Here is a 17,997-nt window from a genome sequence, read left to right as displayed (position 1 = left end):
GCAGCCGCCGGCCGATGCCGGCGCCGCGCGCGTTGGGGTGCACGTACATGCGCTTCACCTCGCCGTAGCCGGCGGCGTCGTCGACGCGCAGCGCGCCGCACCCCACCGCCGTCCCGTCCCGCCGCGCCACGAAGAAGCGGACGTCGGGCGCCGCCAGCGTGGCCGGGTCGAGCAGGTGGTTCTCCTCCGCCGGGTAGAGGGCGTTGAGGTGGTCGTCCAGGTCGGCGATCAGTCGCACGACCTCGGGCGTGAGCGGGCTTTCCGCGGCGATTACGCAGGAGTCCATGGGAGTGGCCTCCGTCACGCCGGGGGCGCCAACAGGGCGCGCGTGGCGGCCGCCACGTCGTCCTGCCGCATCAGCGATTCGCCCACCAGGAAGCAGCGCGCCCCCGCGGCGGCCATGCGGGCAAGATCGGCGGGGCCGTTCAGGCCGCTCTCCGCCACCAGGGTGCGGCCGGCGGGAACGTGCGGTGCCAGATCCTCCGTCGTCGCCAGGTCGATGGACAGGGTCTTGAGGTTGCGGTTGTTCACCCCGATCAGGTCGGCGTCCAGGGTGAGGGCGCGGTCCAGTTCCGGGCGGTCGTGGACCTCCACCAGCACGTCCATGCCCCAGTGGCGGGCGGCGGCGGCCAGGTCGGCCGCGCGGGCGTCGTCGAGGGCGGCCATGATCAGCAGGATGCAGTCGGCGCCCAGCGCCCGCGCCTCCGCCACCTGGTAGGTGTCGACCATGAAGTCCTTGCGCAGCACCGGCAGAGGTACGGCGGCGCGGGCCGCCACCAGATACTCGTCCCGGCCGTGGAAATAGGGCTCGTCGGTCAGCACGGACAGGCAGGTGGCGCCGCCCAGCGCGTAGGCACGCGCCAGCGCCGGCGGGTCGAAGTCGGCGCGGATGATTCCCTTGGACGGGCTGGCCTTCTTGATCTCGGCGATCAGGCCGTAGCGGCCCTCGGCCACCGCGCGGGTCAGGGCGGCGGCGAAGCCGCGCGGCGGCGGAGCGTTGCGCGCCAGCGCCTCCACGTCGGCCGCGGGGCGGGCGAACTTGCGGGCGGCGACCAGAGCGCGCTTGTCGTCGCAGATGCGGGTGAGGACGTCGCTCATGCGGCGGAAACCGTTTCGTTGGTGATGGCGACCAGGCGGCGCAGCACGTCGCGCGCACCGCCGCCGTCGATGGCGTGGCGGGCGAGGTCGGCGCCGCCGCGCAGGTCGTCAGCCTTGCCGGCGACCACCAGCGCGGCGGCGGCGTTCAGCAGCACAATGTCGCGGTAAGGACCCGTGGCGCCGTCCAGCAGCTCGCGGATGGCGGCGGCGTTGGTCTCCGCATCGCCGCCCTTCAGCGCCTCGGGGGAGGCGCGGAACAGGCCGGCGTCCTGCGGGTCCACCTCGAACACCGTCACCTCGCCGTGGCGGAGCTGGGCCACCCGCGTCGGCCCGGTGGTGGTGATCTCGTCCAGCCCGTCGGAGCCGTGCACCACCCAGGCGCTGTCCGACCCCAGGCGCTTCAGCACGTGGGCCAGCGGCTCCACCCACTCCGCGGCGTAGACGCCGAGGAGCTGGCGTTTGGCGCCGGCCGGGTTGGACAGGGGGCCCAGCAGGTTGAACACGGTGCGCGTGCCCAACTCGACCCGGGTCGGGCCGACGTTGCGCATGGCCAGGTGGTGGCGCGGCGCCATCAGGAAGCCGATGCCGGCCTCCCACAGGGCCTTGCGCACCAGGGCCATGTCGCAGTCCAGGTTGACGCCCAGGGCGGCCAGCACGTCGGCGGCGCCCGACTTGGACGACATGGCGCGGTTGCCGTGCTTGGCGACGGGCACGCCGCAGGCGGCGGCGACCAGGGCGGCGGCGGTGGAGATGTTGTAGGTGCCGGCCCCGTCGCCGCCGGTGCCGCAGGTGTCGATGGTGCCCGGCGGCGCCTCGATCGGGACCGCCCTGGCGCGCATGACGCGCGCCGCCCCGGCGATCTCGTCCACCGTCTCGCCGCGCACCCGCAGCGCCATCAGGAAGCCGCCCATCTGCGAGGGCGTGGCGTTGCCCGACATGATGATGTCGAAGGCCAGCCCCGCCTCCTGCTCGCTCAGCCGCCGGCCGGCGGCGACGCGGGCGAGGATCGCCTTCATGTCGGAGAGGTCGCCGGAAACGGGCTGGCTCATGCGGCGGTCTCCAGCGGGCGCGTGGCGTTCAGGAAGTTTTGCAGGATGGCGTGGCCGTGCTCGCTCTCGATGCTCTCGGGGTGGAACTGCACGCCGTGGATGGGCAGTTCCTTGTGCATCAGCGCCATGATCAGCCCGTCGGCGGTCTCTCCCGTCACCTTCAGGCAGTCCGGCAGGCTGCCGCGCTCAACCACCAGCGAATGGTAGCGGGTGGCGCGGAACGGCGAGGGCAGGCCGGCCAGCACGCCCTTGCCGCCGTGCAGGATGTTGTCGACCTTGCCGTGCATGGGCTGCGGTGCGCGGATCACGTTGCCGCCGAACGCCTGCCCGATGGCCTGGTGGCCCAGGCACACCCCCAGCAGCGGCATGCGCGTCCGCTCCGCCGCGGCGATCAGGGGCAGGCAGATGCCGGCCTTGTCGGGATCGCAGGGGCCCGGCGACAGGACGATGCCGTCGGGCTTCATGGCCATCGCCTCGGCGACCGTGAGGGCGTCGTTCCGGCGCACCACCACCTCGGCCCCCAGCTCGCCCAGGTAATGGACGAGGTTGTAGGTGAAGCTGTCGTAATTATCGATCAGGAGCAGCATGGCAGCGATCCGCCGTTCCGGCCTCGTTCACGGGGGGTTACCCTAACCGGCCGGGGGGCGGATTTCCAGCGCCGCGGCGCGACCGGACAGGCGCTCCGTCTGGTCCTCCACGGCGCCGGTGGCGAGGCGGCGCGCGGCCAGGCGGCGCCAGCCCTCGGCCAGACGGGGCAGAGCCGCCATGGCGGCGAGGGCGTCGCGGTCGAACGGGTCCACGTACAGCAACCGCCGGAGCCGCTCCACGGTCCAGTCCGGCGCGTGCCGGTCGAGCAGCCGCAGGGAATCGCCGGGGCCAACCGTGCCCTCCTCCACGACGCGGCAGTACCAGCCGGTGCGGCCGCTGCGCTGCACCCGCAGGGCCATGTCGGCGACGGCGAAGCGGTGATTCAGCTTCCAGCAGGGCTGGCGGCCCTGGCTGACCTCGATGACCGCGGTGCCGAGCCGGAACATGTCGCCGATGGCGACGTCGGCCTCGGTCAGGCCGAGGGTCGAGAGGTTCTCGCCGAAGGCGCCGGGCCGGTCGAGCACGGCGCGGTCGCCGATCTCGCCCCGCCACGCCGGGTAATGGTCGAAGGGATAGTGGTGCACCGCCTTGTCCGGCCCGCCGTGGTGCCGCCGGTCCCCTTGGGCATCCCCGGCGAATCCCTCGCGGCCGAGCCGGACCGGAACGAGCAGCGGGTGCTTGGCGATGCCGCTCGGCACCGCGGCCGGTCCGAGCGGCGCGACGGTGCCGACCAGCAGGGCCTTCAGGGAGACGGTCACGGGCGCAGGCTCCCCAGCCATTCGGCGAACATGGCGCGGCCGGCGTCGCGCAGCCCTGCGGCGTGGCGGCCGGCCTCGGCGCGCAGCCGCCGGGGGTCGATGCCGGCGTCGGCCAGTTCCCGGGCGTGGCCGATCAGCCACCGCTCGAACCCCGTGGCCGCGTCCGCCTCCGGATGGAACTGCACGGCCATCACGTTGGTGCCGATCCGGAACGCCTGGTTGCGGCAGGCCGGCGTTTCGGCCAGCCGTTCCGCGTGGTCCGGCACCTCGAACATGTCGCCGTGCCAGTGCAGGACCGGGACGTCGCGCAGGTGGCGCAGGGGACTGTTCGCGCCGGCCCCGGTCAGCGTCAGGGGCGCGAAGCCGATCTCCGGCGTGCCGGTCGGGGCGACGGCCGCGCCGAGCGCCGCGGCGATCAACTGGGCGCCAAGGCAAATCCCGAAGGTCGGGCGGTCGGCCTCCAGGCGCGCCCGCAGGAACGCGCGTTCCTGCGCCAGGACGGGATAGGCGTCCGTCTCGTAGACGCCGACCGGTCCGCCCAGGACGATCACCGGGTCCGGCCGCAGTGCATCCAGCGCCGCCGGGTCGTCCACGCCGGCGTCATGGTAACGCACCGCATAGCCGGCAGCGGTGAGCACCGATTCGAAGGTGCCGAGGTCCTCGAAAGGGACGTGGCGCAGGGCGATGGCGGTGCGCGGCATGGGCGGGCTCCCGGATATTGAAGGAGGATGGCGCTTGCGGTACCGGTCATCCGGCCGGTTCCGCGATTTCCGATGGGCCGGATGATGCAGGAGATCGTCTTCGACCCGGACGAAGGCCTCAAGCGCTTTCACATGCGGGTTGACGCTCGGCCGGCGGACGTCGAGCGTCATGGCCGCGTACCGGATCTGCGGGTGCTCGGCAACAGCAATGAACGGAACAAGGAGGATGGGCGGTATCCTGCCGGACAGGATACCGCCGTTTACGAGACCGCGATGACGAGTGGTCCGCATGCCGGCGGTAGCTCAGACGACCGGCGACCTCTCGGCGCCGGCCCCTCGGGATCGAAGCAGCGCCAGACCGGCCGATACCGGTATGGCCATCGCCGTGGCGAAAAGGACCACGGGCCACGCTGTGTCGCCGTCCAGCAGCGTTACCGCCAGTGTTCCGGCGATGCTGACGATCAGGCTTTGAATGCAGAAGTAGAACGCGACCGCCGATCCCGCGATGTCGTCGAACTGTGCAAGAGCGCCATTCGCGGTAACGGACACCGTGACGACAATACCGACTGCGACAACCCACATCGGCAGGACGAAGCTGAGGAACGATGGCGAGCCGAAAAACTCGCCGATCCCCAACAGGACCGCACCGCAAACGAGCAGCGCCATCCCGCGCGCCACGCACCCTGCGATGCCCCATCCGGCGACAAAGGACTTCGCAAAACGGGTTGTCACGATCATGACAAGTGCCACGGTCGCGAAAGCCAAACTGAATCCGATCTCGGAATAGCCGGCTTGACCTATGAGCACGCGGGGTGCTGTCGAGAAGAAGACAAAGAAGGTTCCCATGGCGGCGCTAAAGGCGGCCGTGTAAACCCAGAACGCCGGGCTTGCGAATATCGGCCAAGCGGATCGGCGTGTTTGCGCCAGGTCCAACGGGCGGGTTTCGTGCCACCGAAAGCCGGCATTCAAAAGTGCGGGTAACATCAGTAAGGACAGCGCGACGAATATTGACCGCCACCCGAAAAACTCGCTGATCAACGCGCCGGCGATGGGGCCAGCGGCAGGCACGAAGGCCAACATCGAACTGAAAAGGCCATAGATGACGACGCCTTCGGGCCGACCGGCATAAACGTCCCGAACCGTCGCGAACGTCGCCACCAGCGCGGCTGACCCGCCGACGGCCTGAAGCAGACGGAAAGCGACAAAGGCTGCGGCAGTTGATGACCACGCCGCTCCGAGAGACGCAACGAGGAAAACCGCTCCGCCCGCAAGCAGGACCGGCCGTCGTCCGATGCGATCCGAAATCGGTCCGAAGACGACCTGTCCCACGCCGAGCATCACCATGTAGAGGCTCAACGTGAGTTGGATCACGGACGGCGTCGTATTCAGGATGCCGGGCATGGCCGGAACGACGGGCAGGTAGATATCCATCGCCAGCGAAGCGAGGATGTCGAAGGGAGCCATCAGCAGCAGTGCTGACGGCAGGGTGTAAGCCCACGCGGGGCGTGTGGTGGTCATGACGAATCGACCGCTCGATTGGAGTTACCGGGCGGCGTCTGCTCGTCAGCAATCAGGTGGGATTGGCCTTTACAGAACGCCGCAACAACGATGTTTGTTGTTGCGGCTTACTTGTCTGCCGACTTGCCGGCTCCCATGCCGATGACCTCATGCTGATAAAATTACGAATCGACCGGGATCTCTCGCGGGGGAAGTCCAACGGGTCGCACAGCATACCCGCTTCAACGCTCCGCATCCAGGAACTCGTACACGTGCGGCAGGGTGAACGCGGCGAGGCCCCGAACGGAACGCGACCTCCGGGCCGCAAAAGGGGCTTGACCTTCCCGCCGCTGGAAGGCGCAGTGTGCGCATCGTGGCGCGCCGCCGTCGCGGCGCCCCATCGGACCGTCGGAACCCGCCATGAACATCGGTACCGTCGCCCAGCGCTCCGGCGTGCCGGCGAAGACCATCCGCTATTACGAGAGCGTCGGCCTGATCCCCTCGGCCGGGCGCACCGCCGCGGGCTACCGCGTCTACGGCGAGCGCGACGTGGCGACGCTGCGCTTCATCCAGAGCGCGCGCTCGCTGGGGTTTTCGGTCAAGGAGGTGGGGGCGCTGCTCACCCTGTGGAACGACCGCGGGCGGGCCAGCGCCGACGTGCGGGCCCTGGCCCTGCAGCACATCGCGGACATCGACGCCAAGATCACGGAACTGCGCAGCATGCGCGGCACGCTCCAGCACCTGGTGGACCATTGCGCCGGCGACGGCCGGCCGGATTGCCCGATCCTCGACGGCATTGCCGATCCCGCACGCCTCGGCATCGCCGCGGCGTGCTGCCGTCCGGAGGGGGAGGCAGGCTGATGGCCGGGCGTCGCGGCGGGCGCAAAGCCGGCACCGGGGTGACGGTCGCCCCCATCCTGCTGGCGCTGGTGGCAGTGGCCGCGGTCTTCGGGTTTGCCCTCCTGGTGGCGTCGCTGCGGGACTCCGCCCCGACCGCGCCGAACACCCCGGCCGCGGTGGCGGTCGCCGTGCCTGCCGCGCCGGTGGCTGCCGTCCCGGCTCCGCCTCGTGTTGCGCCGGCGCCGCCTCCGACCGCGCCGGACAACCCTGCTCCGGCCGAGCCCGTGGTCGAGGCGCCGCCGCCGGTGCGCGCGGCACCGGCACCGCCGCCCCTTCCGCCCTCGGTCCTGCCGGAGCCCGTCGTGCTGCGGCCGCCGGCCGTCCTTCCGGTTCCGATACCGGGAGGCGTTCCCGCCTGGCGACGCCATGCGGTACCGGCCCCGGCGATCGACGGCCGGCCGGCCATCGCCATCATCATCGACGACATGGGCGTCGACGTGAAGCGCTCCGACCGCGCCGCGGCATTGCCGGGTCCGTTGACGCTGGCGTGGTTGCCTTATGCCACCGATTTGCCGCGCCGCGCCGCCGCGGCCCGGTCCGCCGGCCACGAGCTGCTGGTGCATCTGCCCATGGAGCCCGGCGGCCCCGCCGACCCCGGTCCCGGAGCCCTGCTGGTGTCGCTCCGGCCGGACGAGATCGTGCAGCGGCTCGATCGGGCCCTGGCGGCGTTCGGCGGCTATGTGGGCGTGAACAACCACATGGGCAGCCGCTTCACCGCCAACCGCGCGGGCATGGCCCCGGTGCTGGCGGAACTGCACCGGCGCGGCCTGCTGTGGCTCGACAGCCGCACCACGCCCGACACGGTCGGGCCCGACATCGCCCGCGGGCTGGGCATGCCGTCCGCCGGGCGCGACGTGTTCCTGGACAACACCCGCACCGTCGAGGCGGTGCAAGCCCAGCTCGCCCGGACGGAGGCGATCGCGCGGTCCACCGGCACCGCCATCGCCATCGGCCATCCCCATGACGCTACCCTGGCCGCCCTGGCCGGGTGGATTCCCGAGATGCGGCGGCGCGGCTTCGTGCTGGTTCCGCTCAGCGCCGTCGTGCGCGCCCGCTGCGCCTGCGAGTAATTCCAAATACCAACCGATCACACCACCGGAAGAGGAGTAGTCCCATGGCAGAGACGTTCAGGGTCGACGGCATGACCTGCGGCGGGTGCGCCCGCTCGGTGACCAACGCCATCGTGAAACTGGTGCCGCAGGCGCGGGTGGAGGTGGACCTGCCGTCGGGAACGGTGGCGGTCGACGGCGCGTCCGATGACGAGGTGCAGCGGGCGGTGGAGAGCGCCGGCTTCGATTTCCGGGGCAAGGCCGCCTGAGCGCGGTTGCCGAACGGCACGAAAAAGGCGTCCGGCGGGGACCGCCGGACGCCTTTCGTTTGCGTGCCGTAAGGCGCCGTTCAGGCTGCCAGCGACTCGCTGCGCAGGTGCCGGTCACGCAGGTTGCGGCGGACCCGCGCGATAAGATCCACCACGTGCTCGCGGCTGATCCCGTCGCGGCGCATCACGGCGACGACGATCGGGTCGTCCAGCATCTCGGCCAGAGTGGGCGTGTGTTGGGTGAGCGTCTGCATCTGGTCCATGCCTTTCCTCCCACGGCATAGGGCGCCGCCGGCGGGTGCGATTCTTGATGTCCCCCTTCCGCACCGGAGCGTCCGGAGCGATACTACCAACGCGCGCAAATCTCTGTCACTAACGCTTTGGCTAACCGGAGCCGGCGCTTCGGTGTGTATGCCTCGACGAACGGCCTAGACGATCTGCGCATCCGGTCGGCCGTCGGATCACTCCGGCCCGTGCTGCGCCGGCCGTGCGCGGGTCACGGCGACGCCGCCCTCGTTCTCGCCGATCTCCACCTCCACGCCGGCGCGGTGCACCCGCGATCGGGACAGGCAGAGGGCCGCCGCCCGCTCCGCCAGATCGCCGGGGCCGGCGACCGGGGTGCGGGCGCAGAGGTCGCGCAGGTCCTGCACGATGTCCTCATAGGACATGACGGCGGTGATGTCGTCGGGAAAGCCGGCGCCGGGGTGCTGCACGGTCAGTTCGATGGTGATGCGGGCGACCCGGCGCCCCTCCCGTCCCCGCTCCGCCACCGGTGCTGCGAAATCGCGCAGGAAAATGGTGTAGGTGGCGCCTCCGACGGGAGCGGCGGCACGGCGGAGGTCACGGTCATCGGCCAAGGAACGGGTCTCCCGGATGACGGCCCCCGGGGGCCGCATCGTCTCGAGGGGCGGCAGTATAGCCGATGACCCCGCGAATGCCACCCGCCGCGGCCGGACGCGGGGGCGCCATGCGATTTGCGGGGAGGTGGGCTGCTGCGCAAGGCTTGAATAATGCATTCGGGATCTGGTATGCCAGGAATGGAAATGTCGGGAACCAACCCCGGATCTTTGCGTATATGACCGTGAGTAGCCGCCGCACCCGGCGGCCCGTGCCGAAAAGGAGGTTTGCCGTGCAGATCGCGCGTCATCGCTGGTATGCTCCGCGCTCCAACTATGTCGAAGGCGCCGTGCGCGTTTCCGAGGCGTCGGCCGGTCACGTCATCTTCGTCGATGGCGACGGCAACAGGCGCTGCCAGCGCGCCTCCGCCTTCCGGGAACGGTACCGGGTGGCCAGCGGGGCGGAGATTGACGCGACCCTGGCGCGGTGGTGCGAATGAGCGCGCGGGTCATACCGGTACCCCGCGCCGGCGCGAAGGAGGGAACGGTGGACACGGCCGGCGAGCAGCGAACGACCGGGAGTACGGCCGACGAGGCGGCGGACGCGGCCCTGATCGCCGAAACCTACCGTCGGCGCGAAGCCGCACAGGTGTTGAAGAACCTGCGGATCTGCGCCGGCTCCCTGCCAATCACCGCGCTGGTGCTGCTGGCGGCGACCGGATCGGGTTATGACATCTTCGGCGGGCTGCTGCTCGCCGTCTGCCTGGCCGCCTACGCCCGGCTGATGCGCCGCTACCACGCGCTGACGGGGCAGTGGCGCTTTCTGTAAGCCCGATCAGCCGCCGTTGCGGGGCTGCACGGTGTCGGCGCCGGGGACGTCGGCCAGCAGCTCCGCCACCGTGCGGCCAAGAACCGGGTGGTGGAGCGTAGCCGCGACGTCGGCCAGCGGACGCAGCACGAAAGCCCGCTCCGCCATGCGCGGGTGGGGCACCGTCAGGTCCGGCGCGTCGATCACCCGGTCGCCGTAGAACAGCACGTCCACGTCCACCTCCCGCGGGCCGAAGCGCACGCCGCCGGCCCGGCGCCCCAGATCCGCCTCGATGCGCTTGCACAGGGCCAGCAGGTCCGGCGGGGCCAGCGCCGTCTCCCCCGCCAGCGCCATGTTGAGGAACGCCGGCTGGTCCGTGACGTACATGGGTGCCGTTTCGTACACCCGCGACCGCGCGGTGACGCGCACGCCGCCGGCCTCCAGCCGGGCGATGGCGCCCCGCAGGTTGGCATCCCGGTCGCCGAGATTGCTGCCGAGGGCGAGGTGTACGGGGATGGCGGCGCTGTCGCTCATGGCGGGGTGCTCCTGCGGCGGGCCGGATGCGGCGGCCCTTCGCATACGGCTGCGACGCCCGCTTCGTCAACCGCTGCGACCCGTTGGCAGTATCCGGGAACCGGCGCCCCGCTCCGGCCGTTTGACGGAACATTCGGCTCTGCACGGAATGGAGGCGCACGTGATCGCGGCAACACGTTTGACGATCCTGGCCGCCGGGGCGGCGCTGCTCGGCCTGACCGCCTGCGCCGATGCCCCCGCTGACCGCGGCCCCGGCCCGGTGGCGGCCGGCTGCGACACCTATGGCTTCGTCGACGCCAACAACGATGGCCTGCTGGATCGGCATGAGCTTGGCATGGGGGATGAGCGCCCCCGGGTCGGGTATTCCGGGCGGCCGGGGGTGCTGCTGCCGGGCGAGGGGATTGCCGGCTTCTATGACTGCGTCGATTACGGTGGCGGTGTCGGCCTGGTGGAGGGCGAAACCCCCGGCGGTTCGTAACGCCCGGATCGTAGCGGGCTCTGGCGCCCGGTGGTAGGTTGGCGGCCGTCCCGCCCGTCCGCCACCGAGGTTCCATGCCGCGCATCCCGACCCCCGCCGCCGTCCTGGCGCTTTGCCTGCTCGCGCCCGTCGTCGCCGCACCGGCCGGTGCGCAGACGCCGCGGCCCCTGTCGGAGATCCGCAAGGACATCGACGCGGTCGACCACGGGCTGCTGGAGCTGCTGAACCGCCGGTCCGGCATCAGTCTGGAGGTCGCAGCCGCGAAGAAGGACGGGCAGGGCCCCGTCTATCGCCCCGGACGCCAGGCGGCACTGCTGCGCCGCCTGGCCGAGCGCAACGACGGTCCGCTGCCCGACGCGGCGGCGTGGCGGATCTGGCAGGAGATCATCGCTTCCTCCATCGGGTTGCAAACCGATTTCCGCGTCGCCCACGCCGGGGCCGGGGTGGAGCCCTACGCGCTGGCCACTGCCTATTTCGGCTCCGGCACAGCGCTGGTGGCCGCCGACTCCGCGGCGGCGCTCGGCGCCCTCATCGCCGCCGGCGGCGCCGATGTCGGGGTGCTGGCGCTGGACGGCAACGGGACGTGGTGGCGCGATCTCGCGGCGCAGGGGGATGCTGCCCCGGCCTTGCAGGTGGTGGCGCGCCTGCCGTTCCTGCCGCCGGCACCGGGGCACGTCGCCGCCACCGGATTCGTACTGGCTCCCTACGAGGCCGATCCGTCCGGCGATGACCGCACCCTGCTGGTGGTCGAAACGACCGGCGCCGCGGCGGACAGAGCGGTGGCGACGGCACTGGAATCCCTGGGCTGGCGCGGCGCGTCGGTGCTGGCGCGGGTGGCGGACGGCGCCACCACCGGCCTCCTGGTCGAGGCGGAGGGTGCGCCGCCGGGCGACGGCGGGGCAGCGGGGCCGGTGGTGCGGGTCTCCGTTATCGGACGCTACGCCGTGCCGCTGCCGCGCTGACGGTGGGGGCGGAGCGGAACCGGTGCCGCGCACCGGGGTTTTCCAGATGAAGCAACGATCACGCCGGAGAGGGCCATGAACAGGGTGATGCGAGCGGCGGCGGTGGCGGGCTTGCCGGTTCTGGTGCTGGCGGCCTGCGCGACGGGCGCCGAGGACGCGGCGCTGGTGCAGCGGGCGCAGACGACGATGGTCGGCATGCCCAAGGCGCACCTCCTGTCCTGCGCCGGCGTGCCGGAGCGCCAGGCGGTGGCCAACGGGACCGAGTACTACACCTACGTGGCACCGCCGGCCTATGGCCGCGGCGGCCCGTCCACCAGCATCGGCGTGGCGGGCGGCAGCAGCGGCGGCGTCGGCGTCGGCGTCGGGCTGGGCTTCCCCCTGTTCGGCGGGGGCGGTGGTGCGCGGGGCGGCTGCCAGGCGAACGTCACCCTGCAGGGCGACGTGGTCCGGGGCGTGACCTATCCGGCCGGCGCCTATCTGCCGGATTGCGCCCCGATCCTGCGCAACTGCGTCGCTCCGGCCCCGGCGGCGCGCTGAACCCCGCCGCGGCCTGCGGCGGGGAGTCCGTCCAGCGGTGTCAGCATCCCGATGACGTAGTGGAGCACCCGCATCAGGTGGTGTTCGGCCGTCGCAAAGCGCAGCGCGAACTCGTCGCGGGACACGCGGACCACCAGCGCCCGACCGTGCACGCTCAGCGGCCGGCCGGGCATCGGCAGGTCCAGCGTGATGTCCACCGTCTGTCCGACGCGCAGTGCCGGCGGGGGATGGCGCACCCGCAGACCCCCCAGGGACAGGTCGGCAACGGGAAAGCGGTGTCCGTGACAGACCAGTCGGGTGCCGCCGGCGTCGAAGCGGCGGTCGCGGCGCCGGTCGGAGGACAGACCGAAGAACCGTCGCAGCATCGCAAGCCCTCCCTTCGTTCCTCTTCAGGTCATTGAGCGGCCGCCGGCAGTCGGCCGGCGCCGGTTTCGCTTCCGCCGATCGTCCCCATCAGCCCGCGCAGCCGCCGGGCAATGTCCCCGATGCTTGCGGCGGTGGCGGCGAGTCGGGCGGCGCGGGCATCGGTGGCTTCCGCGGCGGAGCGCATGGCGACGGTCTCGGCCGCCACGTGGTGGCTTTCCTGCGCGGCACCCTCGGCGACGCCCAGTGCATCGCGGGCCGCCGTGGCGACGCCGCCGATGCCGGCGGCGACGGCCTCCGCCTCGGCATGGGCGGCGCCGATACCGGCGGTGACCTGGCGTGCCGCCTCGGCCTGCTCCGCCACCGCGTCGCCCACGTCGCGCACCGCCGTGCCGAGGCTGTCGACCACGCCGGTGATGGCGCGGATGACCGCAACGGCATCGCCGGCCTCCTGCTGGATGGCGGCGATCTTGTGCTCGATGTCCTCAACCGCCCGGGCGGTTTGGCCGGCCAGACCCTTGACCTCCGATGCGACGACCACGAAGCCTTTGCCGGCCTCGCCGGCGCGCGCCGCCTCGATGGTGGCGTTCAGCGCCAGAAGGTTGGTCTGCTCGGCGATCTCACGGATCAGGCGCAGCACGTCGCCGATGGCGCCGGCGGCGCGGCCCAGGTCGTCGACCGTCCGGCCGGCCTTGCCGGCATGGTCCATGGCGCTGTCCACCACCCGCCGTGCCGCCACCATGCCATCTTCGATGGCGGCGATGCGGGCGGTGATGCGGCCGGTGTCGGCGGTGGCGCCGCCCATGTGCTCGGCCATGACGGCGGCGGCGCGGTCAATGCGGGCGGCGTGCTCGTCCACCGTGCGGACCGCGCCGGTCATGCGGTCCAGGCTGCCGCACACCGCCCCGGCTTTGTCGGACACCGTGCCGGCCTTGGCGGTGGTGTCGCGGGCCTGCGCCGCCAGCTCGTCCGACAGCAGGGCCAGGTCGTGCGCCGCCGCGGACAGGTCGCGCGCGCCCTCGGCGACGCCGCCGACGATGTGTTCGATGTTGTCGATCAGGCGGTTGTAGGCGAAGGCCAGGTCCGCGGCCTCGTCCCCCGACCCCTCATCCAGGCGGACCTTGAGATCGGCGCCGCCGCGCGACAGGGCCAGCATGTTGGCCAGCAGGGTGCCGGTGCCCAGCGTGGCGCCGTGCTCCGCCTCGTTGAGGCCCAGCAACTCGTGCTCGCGCGACACCCGCATACCGCCGCCGAGGCCGGCGTTCAGCAGCTTGAAGAAGATCAGCGACAGGCCGAACGCCCAGACGAAGGCGGCGGTCACCCCCTCCGCCTGCACCAGGAACTGCGACCAGACGTCGCCGGCCGGCATTTTGTCGGGCATGGCGAAGAAGGCGGTCATCAGCGTGCCCCAGGCGCCGCACACACCGTGGACGGGCACGGCGCCGACGGCGTCGTCCAGCTTCAGCAGCCGCTCCATCGCCTCGCCCGCCGCCAGCACGACCATACCGGCGGAGGCGCCGATGAACAGGGCGCCGGCGGTGCCCACCGCGTCGCATCCCGCGGTGATGGCGACCAGCCCGCCCAGCACGCCGTTGATCACCCGGTCGACCCGCCACAGCCCGTCCATGAGCCGGCCGATGATCATGCCGACCACGCCGCCGACGGCGCCCGACACGATGGTGTTGAAGACGATGTGCGCGAACTGGGGCGTGCCGGCCAGGGTGGAGCCGCCGTTGAAGCCGATCCAGCCCACCCACAGGATCAGCGCCCCGGAGGTGGCGAGCACCGGGCTGTGCCCCTGGATGGGGACGGACCGGCCTTCGGGCGTGAAGCGCCCGATGCGCGGTCCCAGGACGATCACCGCCGCCAGCGCCACCCAGCCGCCGACGGAGTGGACGACGGTGGAGCCGGCGAAGTCGATGAACCCCTCCGAGGCGAGCCAGGCGGGGTTGTCCTCGATCAGCGCGCTGCCCCACGCCCAGTGGCCGAACACGGGGTAGATGAGGCCGGAGACGAAGACCGTGGCCCAGAGATAGCTGGTGAAGCGCATGCGCTCCGCCACCGCCCCGGAGACGATGGTGGCGGCGGTGCCGCAAAAGACGAGCTGGAAGATGAAGAAGGCATAGTCCCAGTCGTTGGAATGATTGAACGCCAGCATGTTGGTGTTCCAGCCGACCACCCCGCCGGCGCTGGTCCCGAACATGACGGCGAAGCCGAACACGCCGAAGATGGTGACGGCGGCAACGAAGTCGACCAGGTTTTTCTGGGCCACGTTGATCGAGTTCTTGGAGCGCACCAGCCCGGCTTCGAGCAGCAGGAAACCCACCTGCATGAACATGACCAGCGCCGCAGCGGCCATCACCCAGACGAAGTTCAGGTTGGCCTGCACCTTCTCCACCGCCTCCAGACGGGCCAGAAGCTCCTCTGTCCGGGAAAACGCGGGTGTCGCGGTGCACAGGGTCAGGGTCATCGCCGGGACGGCAAGTCTCCACCCGGACATCCGACGGCGGTGGAACGGTCGTTCCGACAAACTTGTGCAGCGCAGCATTGGAGCGCCCATATCCATATCGGCCGACCCTGCTTCGGAACGTTGCCGTGCCGTGTTGCAAATCTTACGTTTACAATGATCCGGCGGCTGTAACATAAGCAACACAAGGGCGTCAATGCGCCGGTTTTGGGCGTATTGTTCGAATACTATGTCTGCATTGACGGGTTCTGCCTATCTGTTGAGCGTGATGCTTAAAATGCCTGCACGATTCCTGTCCATGGTGGCGGGCGGCCGTGCGTGCGCAGCCTCTTCCCCAACCCGTATCGGGAGGGGGACAATGGCGCCACCCATGGAGCCCCGGGAGAGGGTGCGATGAACCTGCGCGATCTGCGTTATCTGCTGGCAATCGCCGAGCACCGGCATTTCGGCAAGGCGGCCGAGGCGTGCCACGTCAGCCAGCCCACCCTGTCCGGCCAAGTCCGCAAGCTGGAGGACTGGCTGGGTGTCACCCTGTTCGAGCGAACCAACAAATGGGTCGTGCCGACCGAGATCGGCGAGCGCATCCTGGACCACGCCGCCCGTGCCGTCGCCGCCGCCGATGCGCTGGAGGCGGAGGCGCGGGCCGCCCGTGACCCGCTGGTGGGGGCGTTGAAGCTCGGGGTCATCCCGACCCTGGGACCGTATCTGATGCCGCTGATCTTCCGCCCGCTGCGCCGCGCCTGTCCGGCGCTGACCATCGAGCTGTGGGAGGACGTGACCGACAGCCTGCTGGAGCGCCTGCGCACCCGCAAGCTGGACGCCGCCCTCATCGCCACGGACGCGCCCGACGGCGACATGGCGGAGCGCTCCCTGTTCACCGAGCCGTTCCTGGCGGCCCTGCCGGAAGGGCACCCGCTGTCCGGGCGCGACCGGATTGCCGAGTCGGATCTGGCCGCCGACCTCATGGTGCTGGCCGACGGGCACTGCCTGCGCGACCAGGCTCTGGCCGCGTGCAGCGGGGCCGCGAACGACACCGCGGCGCTGCGCGCGGCCAGCCTGGAGACGCTGGTCAACATGGTGGCCGCCGGCTACGGCACCACCCTGATCCCCGGCCTGGCGGCCGGTGCCATGCGCGGGCGCGGCGTGGTGTTGCGGCCCCTGGCGGGCACAGCCTCGCGCACCGTGCGGCTGGTCAGCCGCGCCACCTTTCCGAGGAGCAGGGCGCTGGACGCCATCGCCGCCGTCATCCGGCAGGAGGTGGAGCCGTTCGGCTGAGCGTCAGCGCACGAAGGTGACCGCGTCCTCGGTCGCCGCCTGCCCGGCCGGCTTGGCCCCGTGGCCAAACTCTTGCGCCGCGGTCACCCGGCGGTACGCGCCGCGCGCCGGGGCGGGCCGTCCGGGGCGGGGCAGGGTGCCGGTGAACGCCGCCGCGGCGATGGCGCCCAGCCCGGCGAACAGGGCGACGGTGGCCCAGGGGTGCATCTCCGCCTGCGTGTAAAGGCTGGTGCCGCGCACGTAGCCGTGCAGGCCGGCGCGTTCGCGCCCGTTGCCGGACGGCGCCCACAGGCTGTCCCCGGGGTGGCGCTCCGCGCCGCCGGAACGCTGATAGCGCGTGAGGTAGCGGGACATGATGCGGTCGGTCAGGCGCGGCGCGAAGGTCTCGGCCAACTGGAACATCTTCCCCGCCCCGCCGACGACCAGGTCGCGCACGGGCGTCTGCGCGGCGTGCAGGATGGCCGCGGCCACGGTCTCGGGCGCGTAGAGTGGCGGCGGGTTCATCGGCTGGGTGCCGAAATGGTTGCGCCCGTGCTCCTCGAACAGGGTGTCGGTGGCGGTGGGCTTGATGAGGGTGACGGATACACCGGCGTCCTCCGCCTCCAGTTCCATGCGCAGGGCGTCGGTGAAGCCCTTCACCGCGTGCTTGGCGGCGGCATAGTGGCCCTGGAGCGGGATGGCACGAATGGACACCACGCTGCCGACGTTGATCAGGGAACCGCCGTGCGCCCGCAGATGGGGCAGGGCAGCCAGCGAGCCGTGGACGACGCCCCAATAGTCGGTGTCGAACAGCCGCCGCGCTTCGGCGACCGGGATCTCCTCGATGCGGCCGTAGATGGAGACACCGGCGTTGTTCACCCAGGTATCGATGCGACCGAAGGTCTCGATCGCGGTCCGCGCCAGCCGGCGCACGTCCTCTTCATCGCCCACGTCCACCGCGCAATGGGTGGCGGTCCCGCCGTCGCGGCGAATCTCCTCCGCGAGTTCCGCCAGGATGGCACCGTCGCGGGCGGCCAGCATGACCTGCGCGCCGCGCCGGGCGGCCATGCGCGCGGTGACGAGTCCGATGCCGCTGCTGGCGCCGGTGATGACGATGACCTGGTCCTCGATCGGCTTGAGGTGCACGCGCATGGGAGTCCTCATGGGGTTCTGCGGGGGAGGTTGGCAGACCGCGGCCTGTATCGGCCGCACGTTCCGCTGAGAACAGGGGTACCGCTCCGGCGTTCCCCGATCGGTTGCGACTTGGCGCGTGCGTTTCCCGCCCTTGAACGGGGCGTCCGCCGACCCACATTTAGATCACGGTACCCGGACGATTCGCTTGCCTCCATCATTGGCGACTGTCTGGACATTCGAACGCCGCATCGGTGCGCCGGCCGCACCGGTGCGGCGTTTTTCATGGGCATCCCGGCCGGGTGCGGAGTGTGACGTTTCCGCTGCAAAAGCCTCTTGACGGCATCCGGCGGAACGGGCATATGAGCGGCCTCCCGGCGATGGCCGGGACGGTTCTTGAAAAACCTAAGGTTCTGATGCGCTTGTGGCGGAATTGGTAGACGCGCTAGGTTCAGGTCCTAGTGGCTGCAAGGCCGTGGGGGTTCGAGTCCCTCCAAGCGCACCATGTGCGGACGTAGCTCAGGGGTAGAGCACAACCTTGCCAAGGTTGGGGTCGAGGGTTCGAATCCCTTCGTCCGCTCCATTACCGGCGGCCCTTACCAAGCCACCGGACGCCGCCTAACCACCGGCACCGCGCGCCCGTAGCTCAGCTGGATAGAGCACCAGACTACGAATCTGGGGGTCAGAGGTTCGAATCCTTTCGGGCGCGCCATTCTCT

At 71.1% G+C, this 17,997-nt stretch carries 22 protein-coding genes and 3 tRNA genes; 12 read left to right on the top strand and 13 right to left on the bottom strand.

All coding sequences use genetic code 11. The annotated features are described in order from the left end of the window. From G472_RS0109535 to floR, 7 genes are all read right to left on the bottom strand, one after another. Positions 1-286: GNAT family N-acetyltransferase (locus G472_RS0109535; RefSeq protein ID WP_029008207.1), on the bottom strand; the 286-nt coding region annotated here is incomplete at its 3' end. 14 nt (positions 287-300) lie between these two features. Continuing rightward, entirely contained in the window at positions 301-1,098 is a 798-nt protein-coding gene (gene trpC, locus G472_RS0109530; RefSeq protein ID WP_029008206.1) for an indole-3-glycerol phosphate synthase TrpC, read from the bottom strand. After that, positions 1,095-2,147, bottom strand: coding sequence for an anthranilate phosphoribosyltransferase (trpD, locus tag G472_RS0109525; protein ID WP_029008205.1), 1,053 nt, complete (start codon positions 2,145-2,147; stop codon positions 1,095-1,097). The genes trpC and trpD overlap by 4 nt, the downstream gene beginning before the upstream one ends. Continuing rightward, positions 2,144-2,734, bottom strand: a complete 591-nt coding sequence (locus tag G472_RS0109520; protein WP_029008204.1) for an anthranilate synthase component II — start codon at positions 2,732-2,734, stop codon at positions 2,144-2,146. The genes trpD and G472_RS0109520 overlap by 4 nt, the downstream gene beginning before the upstream one ends. A gap of 42 nt (positions 2,735-2,776) precedes the next feature. Beyond that, positions 2,777-3,493 carry an MOSC domain-containing protein gene (locus tag G472_RS0109515; protein WP_029008203.1) on the bottom strand — a complete coding sequence of 239 codons (717 nt, stop codon included), beginning with the start codon at positions 3,491-3,493 and terminating at the stop codon, positions 2,777-2,779. Next, positions 3,490-4,194, bottom strand: coding sequence for a glutamine amidotransferase (locus G472_RS0109510; protein WP_029008202.1), 705 nt, complete (start codon positions 4,192-4,194; stop codon positions 3,490-3,492). Before G472_RS0109510 ends, G472_RS0109515 begins: the two co-directional genes overlap by 4 nt. Before the next feature lie 303 nt (positions 4,195-4,497). Next, positions 4,498-5,712 carry a chloramphenicol/florfenicol efflux MFS transporter FloR gene (gene floR, locus G472_RS0109505; RefSeq protein WP_029008201.1) on the bottom strand — a complete coding sequence of 405 codons (1,215 nt, stop codon included), beginning with the start codon at positions 5,710-5,712 and terminating at the stop codon, positions 4,498-4,500. 399 nt (positions 5,713-6,111) lie between these two features. On the opposite strand from floR, the gene cueR reads away from it, so the two are divergent. Genes cueR through G472_RS0109490 form a run of 3 tightly spaced genes read left to right on the top strand, consistent with a single transcriptional unit; the run spans position 6,112 to position 7,909 of the window. Further along, positions 6,112-6,552: a Cu(I)-responsive transcriptional regulator gene (gene cueR, locus G472_RS32180; protein ID WP_051340615.1), complete on the top strand. Its 441-nt coding sequence runs from the start codon at positions 6,112-6,114 to the stop codon at positions 6,550-6,552. Further along, complete coding sequence (locus tag G472_RS0109495; protein WP_029008200.1) at positions 6,552-7,661, top strand: divergent polysaccharide deacetylase family protein; 1,110 nt, start codon at positions 6,552-6,554, stop codon at positions 7,659-7,661. The genes cueR and G472_RS0109495 overlap by 1 nt, the downstream gene beginning before the upstream one ends. 44 nt (positions 7,662-7,705) lie before the next feature. Next, positions 7,706-7,909 (top strand): heavy-metal-associated domain-containing protein, encoded by a 204-nt coding sequence (locus G472_RS0109490; RefSeq protein ID WP_029008199.1) that lies wholly within the window; start codon positions 7,706-7,708, stop codon positions 7,907-7,909. A gap of 80 nt (positions 7,910-7,989) precedes the next feature. Here G472_RS0109490 and G472_RS32175 read toward each other — a convergent pair whose 3' ends face one another. Both G472_RS32175 and G472_RS0109480 read right to left on the bottom strand, forming a co-directional pair. Then, complete coding sequence (locus G472_RS32175) at positions 7,990-8,172, bottom strand: hypothetical protein (RefSeq protein WP_035691686.1); 183 nt, start codon at positions 8,170-8,172, stop codon at positions 7,990-7,992. 198 nt (positions 8,173-8,370) lie between these two features. Further along, positions 8,371-8,766 (bottom strand): tunnelling fold family protein, encoded by a 396-nt coding sequence (locus G472_RS0109480; protein WP_051340614.1) that lies wholly within the window; start codon positions 8,764-8,766, stop codon positions 8,371-8,373. A gap of 272 nt (positions 8,767-9,038) precedes the next feature. Between G472_RS0109480 and G472_RS0109475 the strand changes: the two genes are divergently transcribed. Together G472_RS0109475 and G472_RS0109470 are read left to right on the top strand one after the other, a co-directional pair. Then, the gene (locus G472_RS0109475; RefSeq protein ID WP_029008197.1) at positions 9,039-9,245 is read left to right on the top strand and encodes a hypothetical protein; all 207 of its coding nucleotides are present in this window, start codon (positions 9,039-9,041) and stop codon (positions 9,243-9,245) included. A gap of 47 nt (positions 9,246-9,292) precedes the next feature. Then, complete coding sequence (locus G472_RS0109470) at positions 9,293-9,574, top strand: hypothetical protein (RefSeq protein ID WP_029008196.1); 282 nt, start codon at positions 9,293-9,295, stop codon at positions 9,572-9,574. Positions 9,575-9,580: 6 nt separating this feature from the next. Here G472_RS0109470 and folK read toward each other — a convergent pair whose 3' ends face one another. After that, positions 9,581-10,087 (bottom strand): 2-amino-4-hydroxy-6-hydroxymethyldihydropteridine diphosphokinase, encoded by a 507-nt coding sequence (gene folK / locus G472_RS0109465; protein ID WP_029008195.1) that lies wholly within the window; start codon positions 10,085-10,087, stop codon positions 9,581-9,583. 160 nt (positions 10,088-10,247) lie between these two features. Here folK and G472_RS0109460 point away from each other — a divergent pair, with 160 nt between their 5' ends. The 3 genes from G472_RS0109460 to G472_RS0109450 all read left to right on the top strand — a co-directional run bounded on the left by G472_RS0109460 (position 10,248) and on the right by G472_RS0109450 (position 12,064). Next, positions 10,248-10,565: a hypothetical protein gene (locus tag G472_RS0109460; RefSeq protein ID WP_156927054.1), complete on the top strand. Its 318-nt coding sequence runs from the start codon at positions 10,248-10,250 to the stop codon at positions 10,563-10,565. A 74-nt stretch (positions 10,566-10,639) separates the two neighbouring features. Next, a complete protein-coding gene (locus tag G472_RS36940) occupies positions 10,640-11,527 on the top strand; it encodes a chorismate mutase (RefSeq protein ID WP_051340613.1) in 888 nt (295 codons plus the stop codon). A gap of 75 nt (positions 11,528-11,602) precedes the next feature. Beyond that, positions 11,603-12,064, top strand: coding sequence for a hypothetical protein (locus G472_RS0109450; protein WP_035691684.1), 462 nt, complete (start codon positions 11,603-11,605; stop codon positions 12,062-12,064). Here the strand turns inward: G472_RS0109450 and G472_RS0109445 are convergent. Together G472_RS0109445 and amt are read right to left on the bottom strand one after the other, a co-directional pair. After that, the gene (locus tag G472_RS0109445) at positions 12,001-12,429 is read right to left on the bottom strand and encodes a PilZ domain-containing protein (RefSeq protein ID WP_029008192.1); all 429 of its coding nucleotides are present in this window, start codon (positions 12,427-12,429) and stop codon (positions 12,001-12,003) included. The two genes, G472_RS0109450 and G472_RS0109445, sit on opposite strands and share 64 nt — an antisense overlap. Positions 12,430-12,458: 29 nt before the next feature. After that, positions 12,459-14,897: an ammonium transporter gene (gene amt, locus G472_RS36935; RefSeq protein WP_051340612.1), complete on the bottom strand. Its 2,439-nt coding sequence runs from the start codon at positions 14,895-14,897 to the stop codon at positions 12,459-12,461. A gap of 390 nt (positions 14,898-15,287) precedes the next feature. Here amt and G472_RS0109435 point away from each other — a divergent pair, with 390 nt between their 5' ends. After that, the gene (locus tag G472_RS0109435) at positions 15,288-16,169 is read left to right on the top strand and encodes a LysR substrate-binding domain-containing protein (RefSeq protein ID WP_029008191.1); all 882 of its coding nucleotides are present in this window, start codon (positions 15,288-15,290) and stop codon (positions 16,167-16,169) included. Positions 16,170-16,172: 3 nt separating this feature from the next. Here the strand turns inward: G472_RS0109435 and G472_RS32160 are convergent, their stop codons facing one another. After that, positions 16,173-17,300: an SDR family oxidoreductase gene (locus G472_RS32160; protein ID WP_029009340.1), complete on the bottom strand. Its 1,128-nt coding sequence runs from the start codon at positions 17,298-17,300 to the stop codon at positions 16,173-16,175. Between the two features lie 397 nt (positions 17,301-17,697). Between G472_RS32160 and G472_RS0109425 the strand changes: the two genes are divergently transcribed. The 3 genes from G472_RS0109425 (at position 17,698) to G472_RS0109415 (ending at position 17,991) form a co-directional block, all read left to right on the top strand. After that, positions 17,698-17,784, top strand: a tRNA-Leu gene (locus tag G472_RS0109425). A 3-nt stretch (positions 17,785-17,787) separates the two neighbouring features. Beyond that, positions 17,788-17,862, top strand: a tRNA-Gly gene (locus tag G472_RS0109420). A gap of 52 nt (positions 17,863-17,914) precedes the next feature. Further along, positions 17,915-17,991: transfer RNA gene (locus G472_RS0109415), tRNA-Arg, on the top strand. Positions 17,992-17,997 lie beyond the last annotated feature (6 nt).

Origin of the sequence: Azospirillum halopraeferens DSM 3675, from assembly GCF_000429625.1 — a bacterium.
GTDB classification, from domain to species: Bacteria; Pseudomonadota; Alphaproteobacteria; order Azospirillales; family Azospirillaceae; genus Azospirillum; species Azospirillum halopraeferens.
This window is presented reverse-complemented; position numbering and strand designations above follow the sequence as displayed.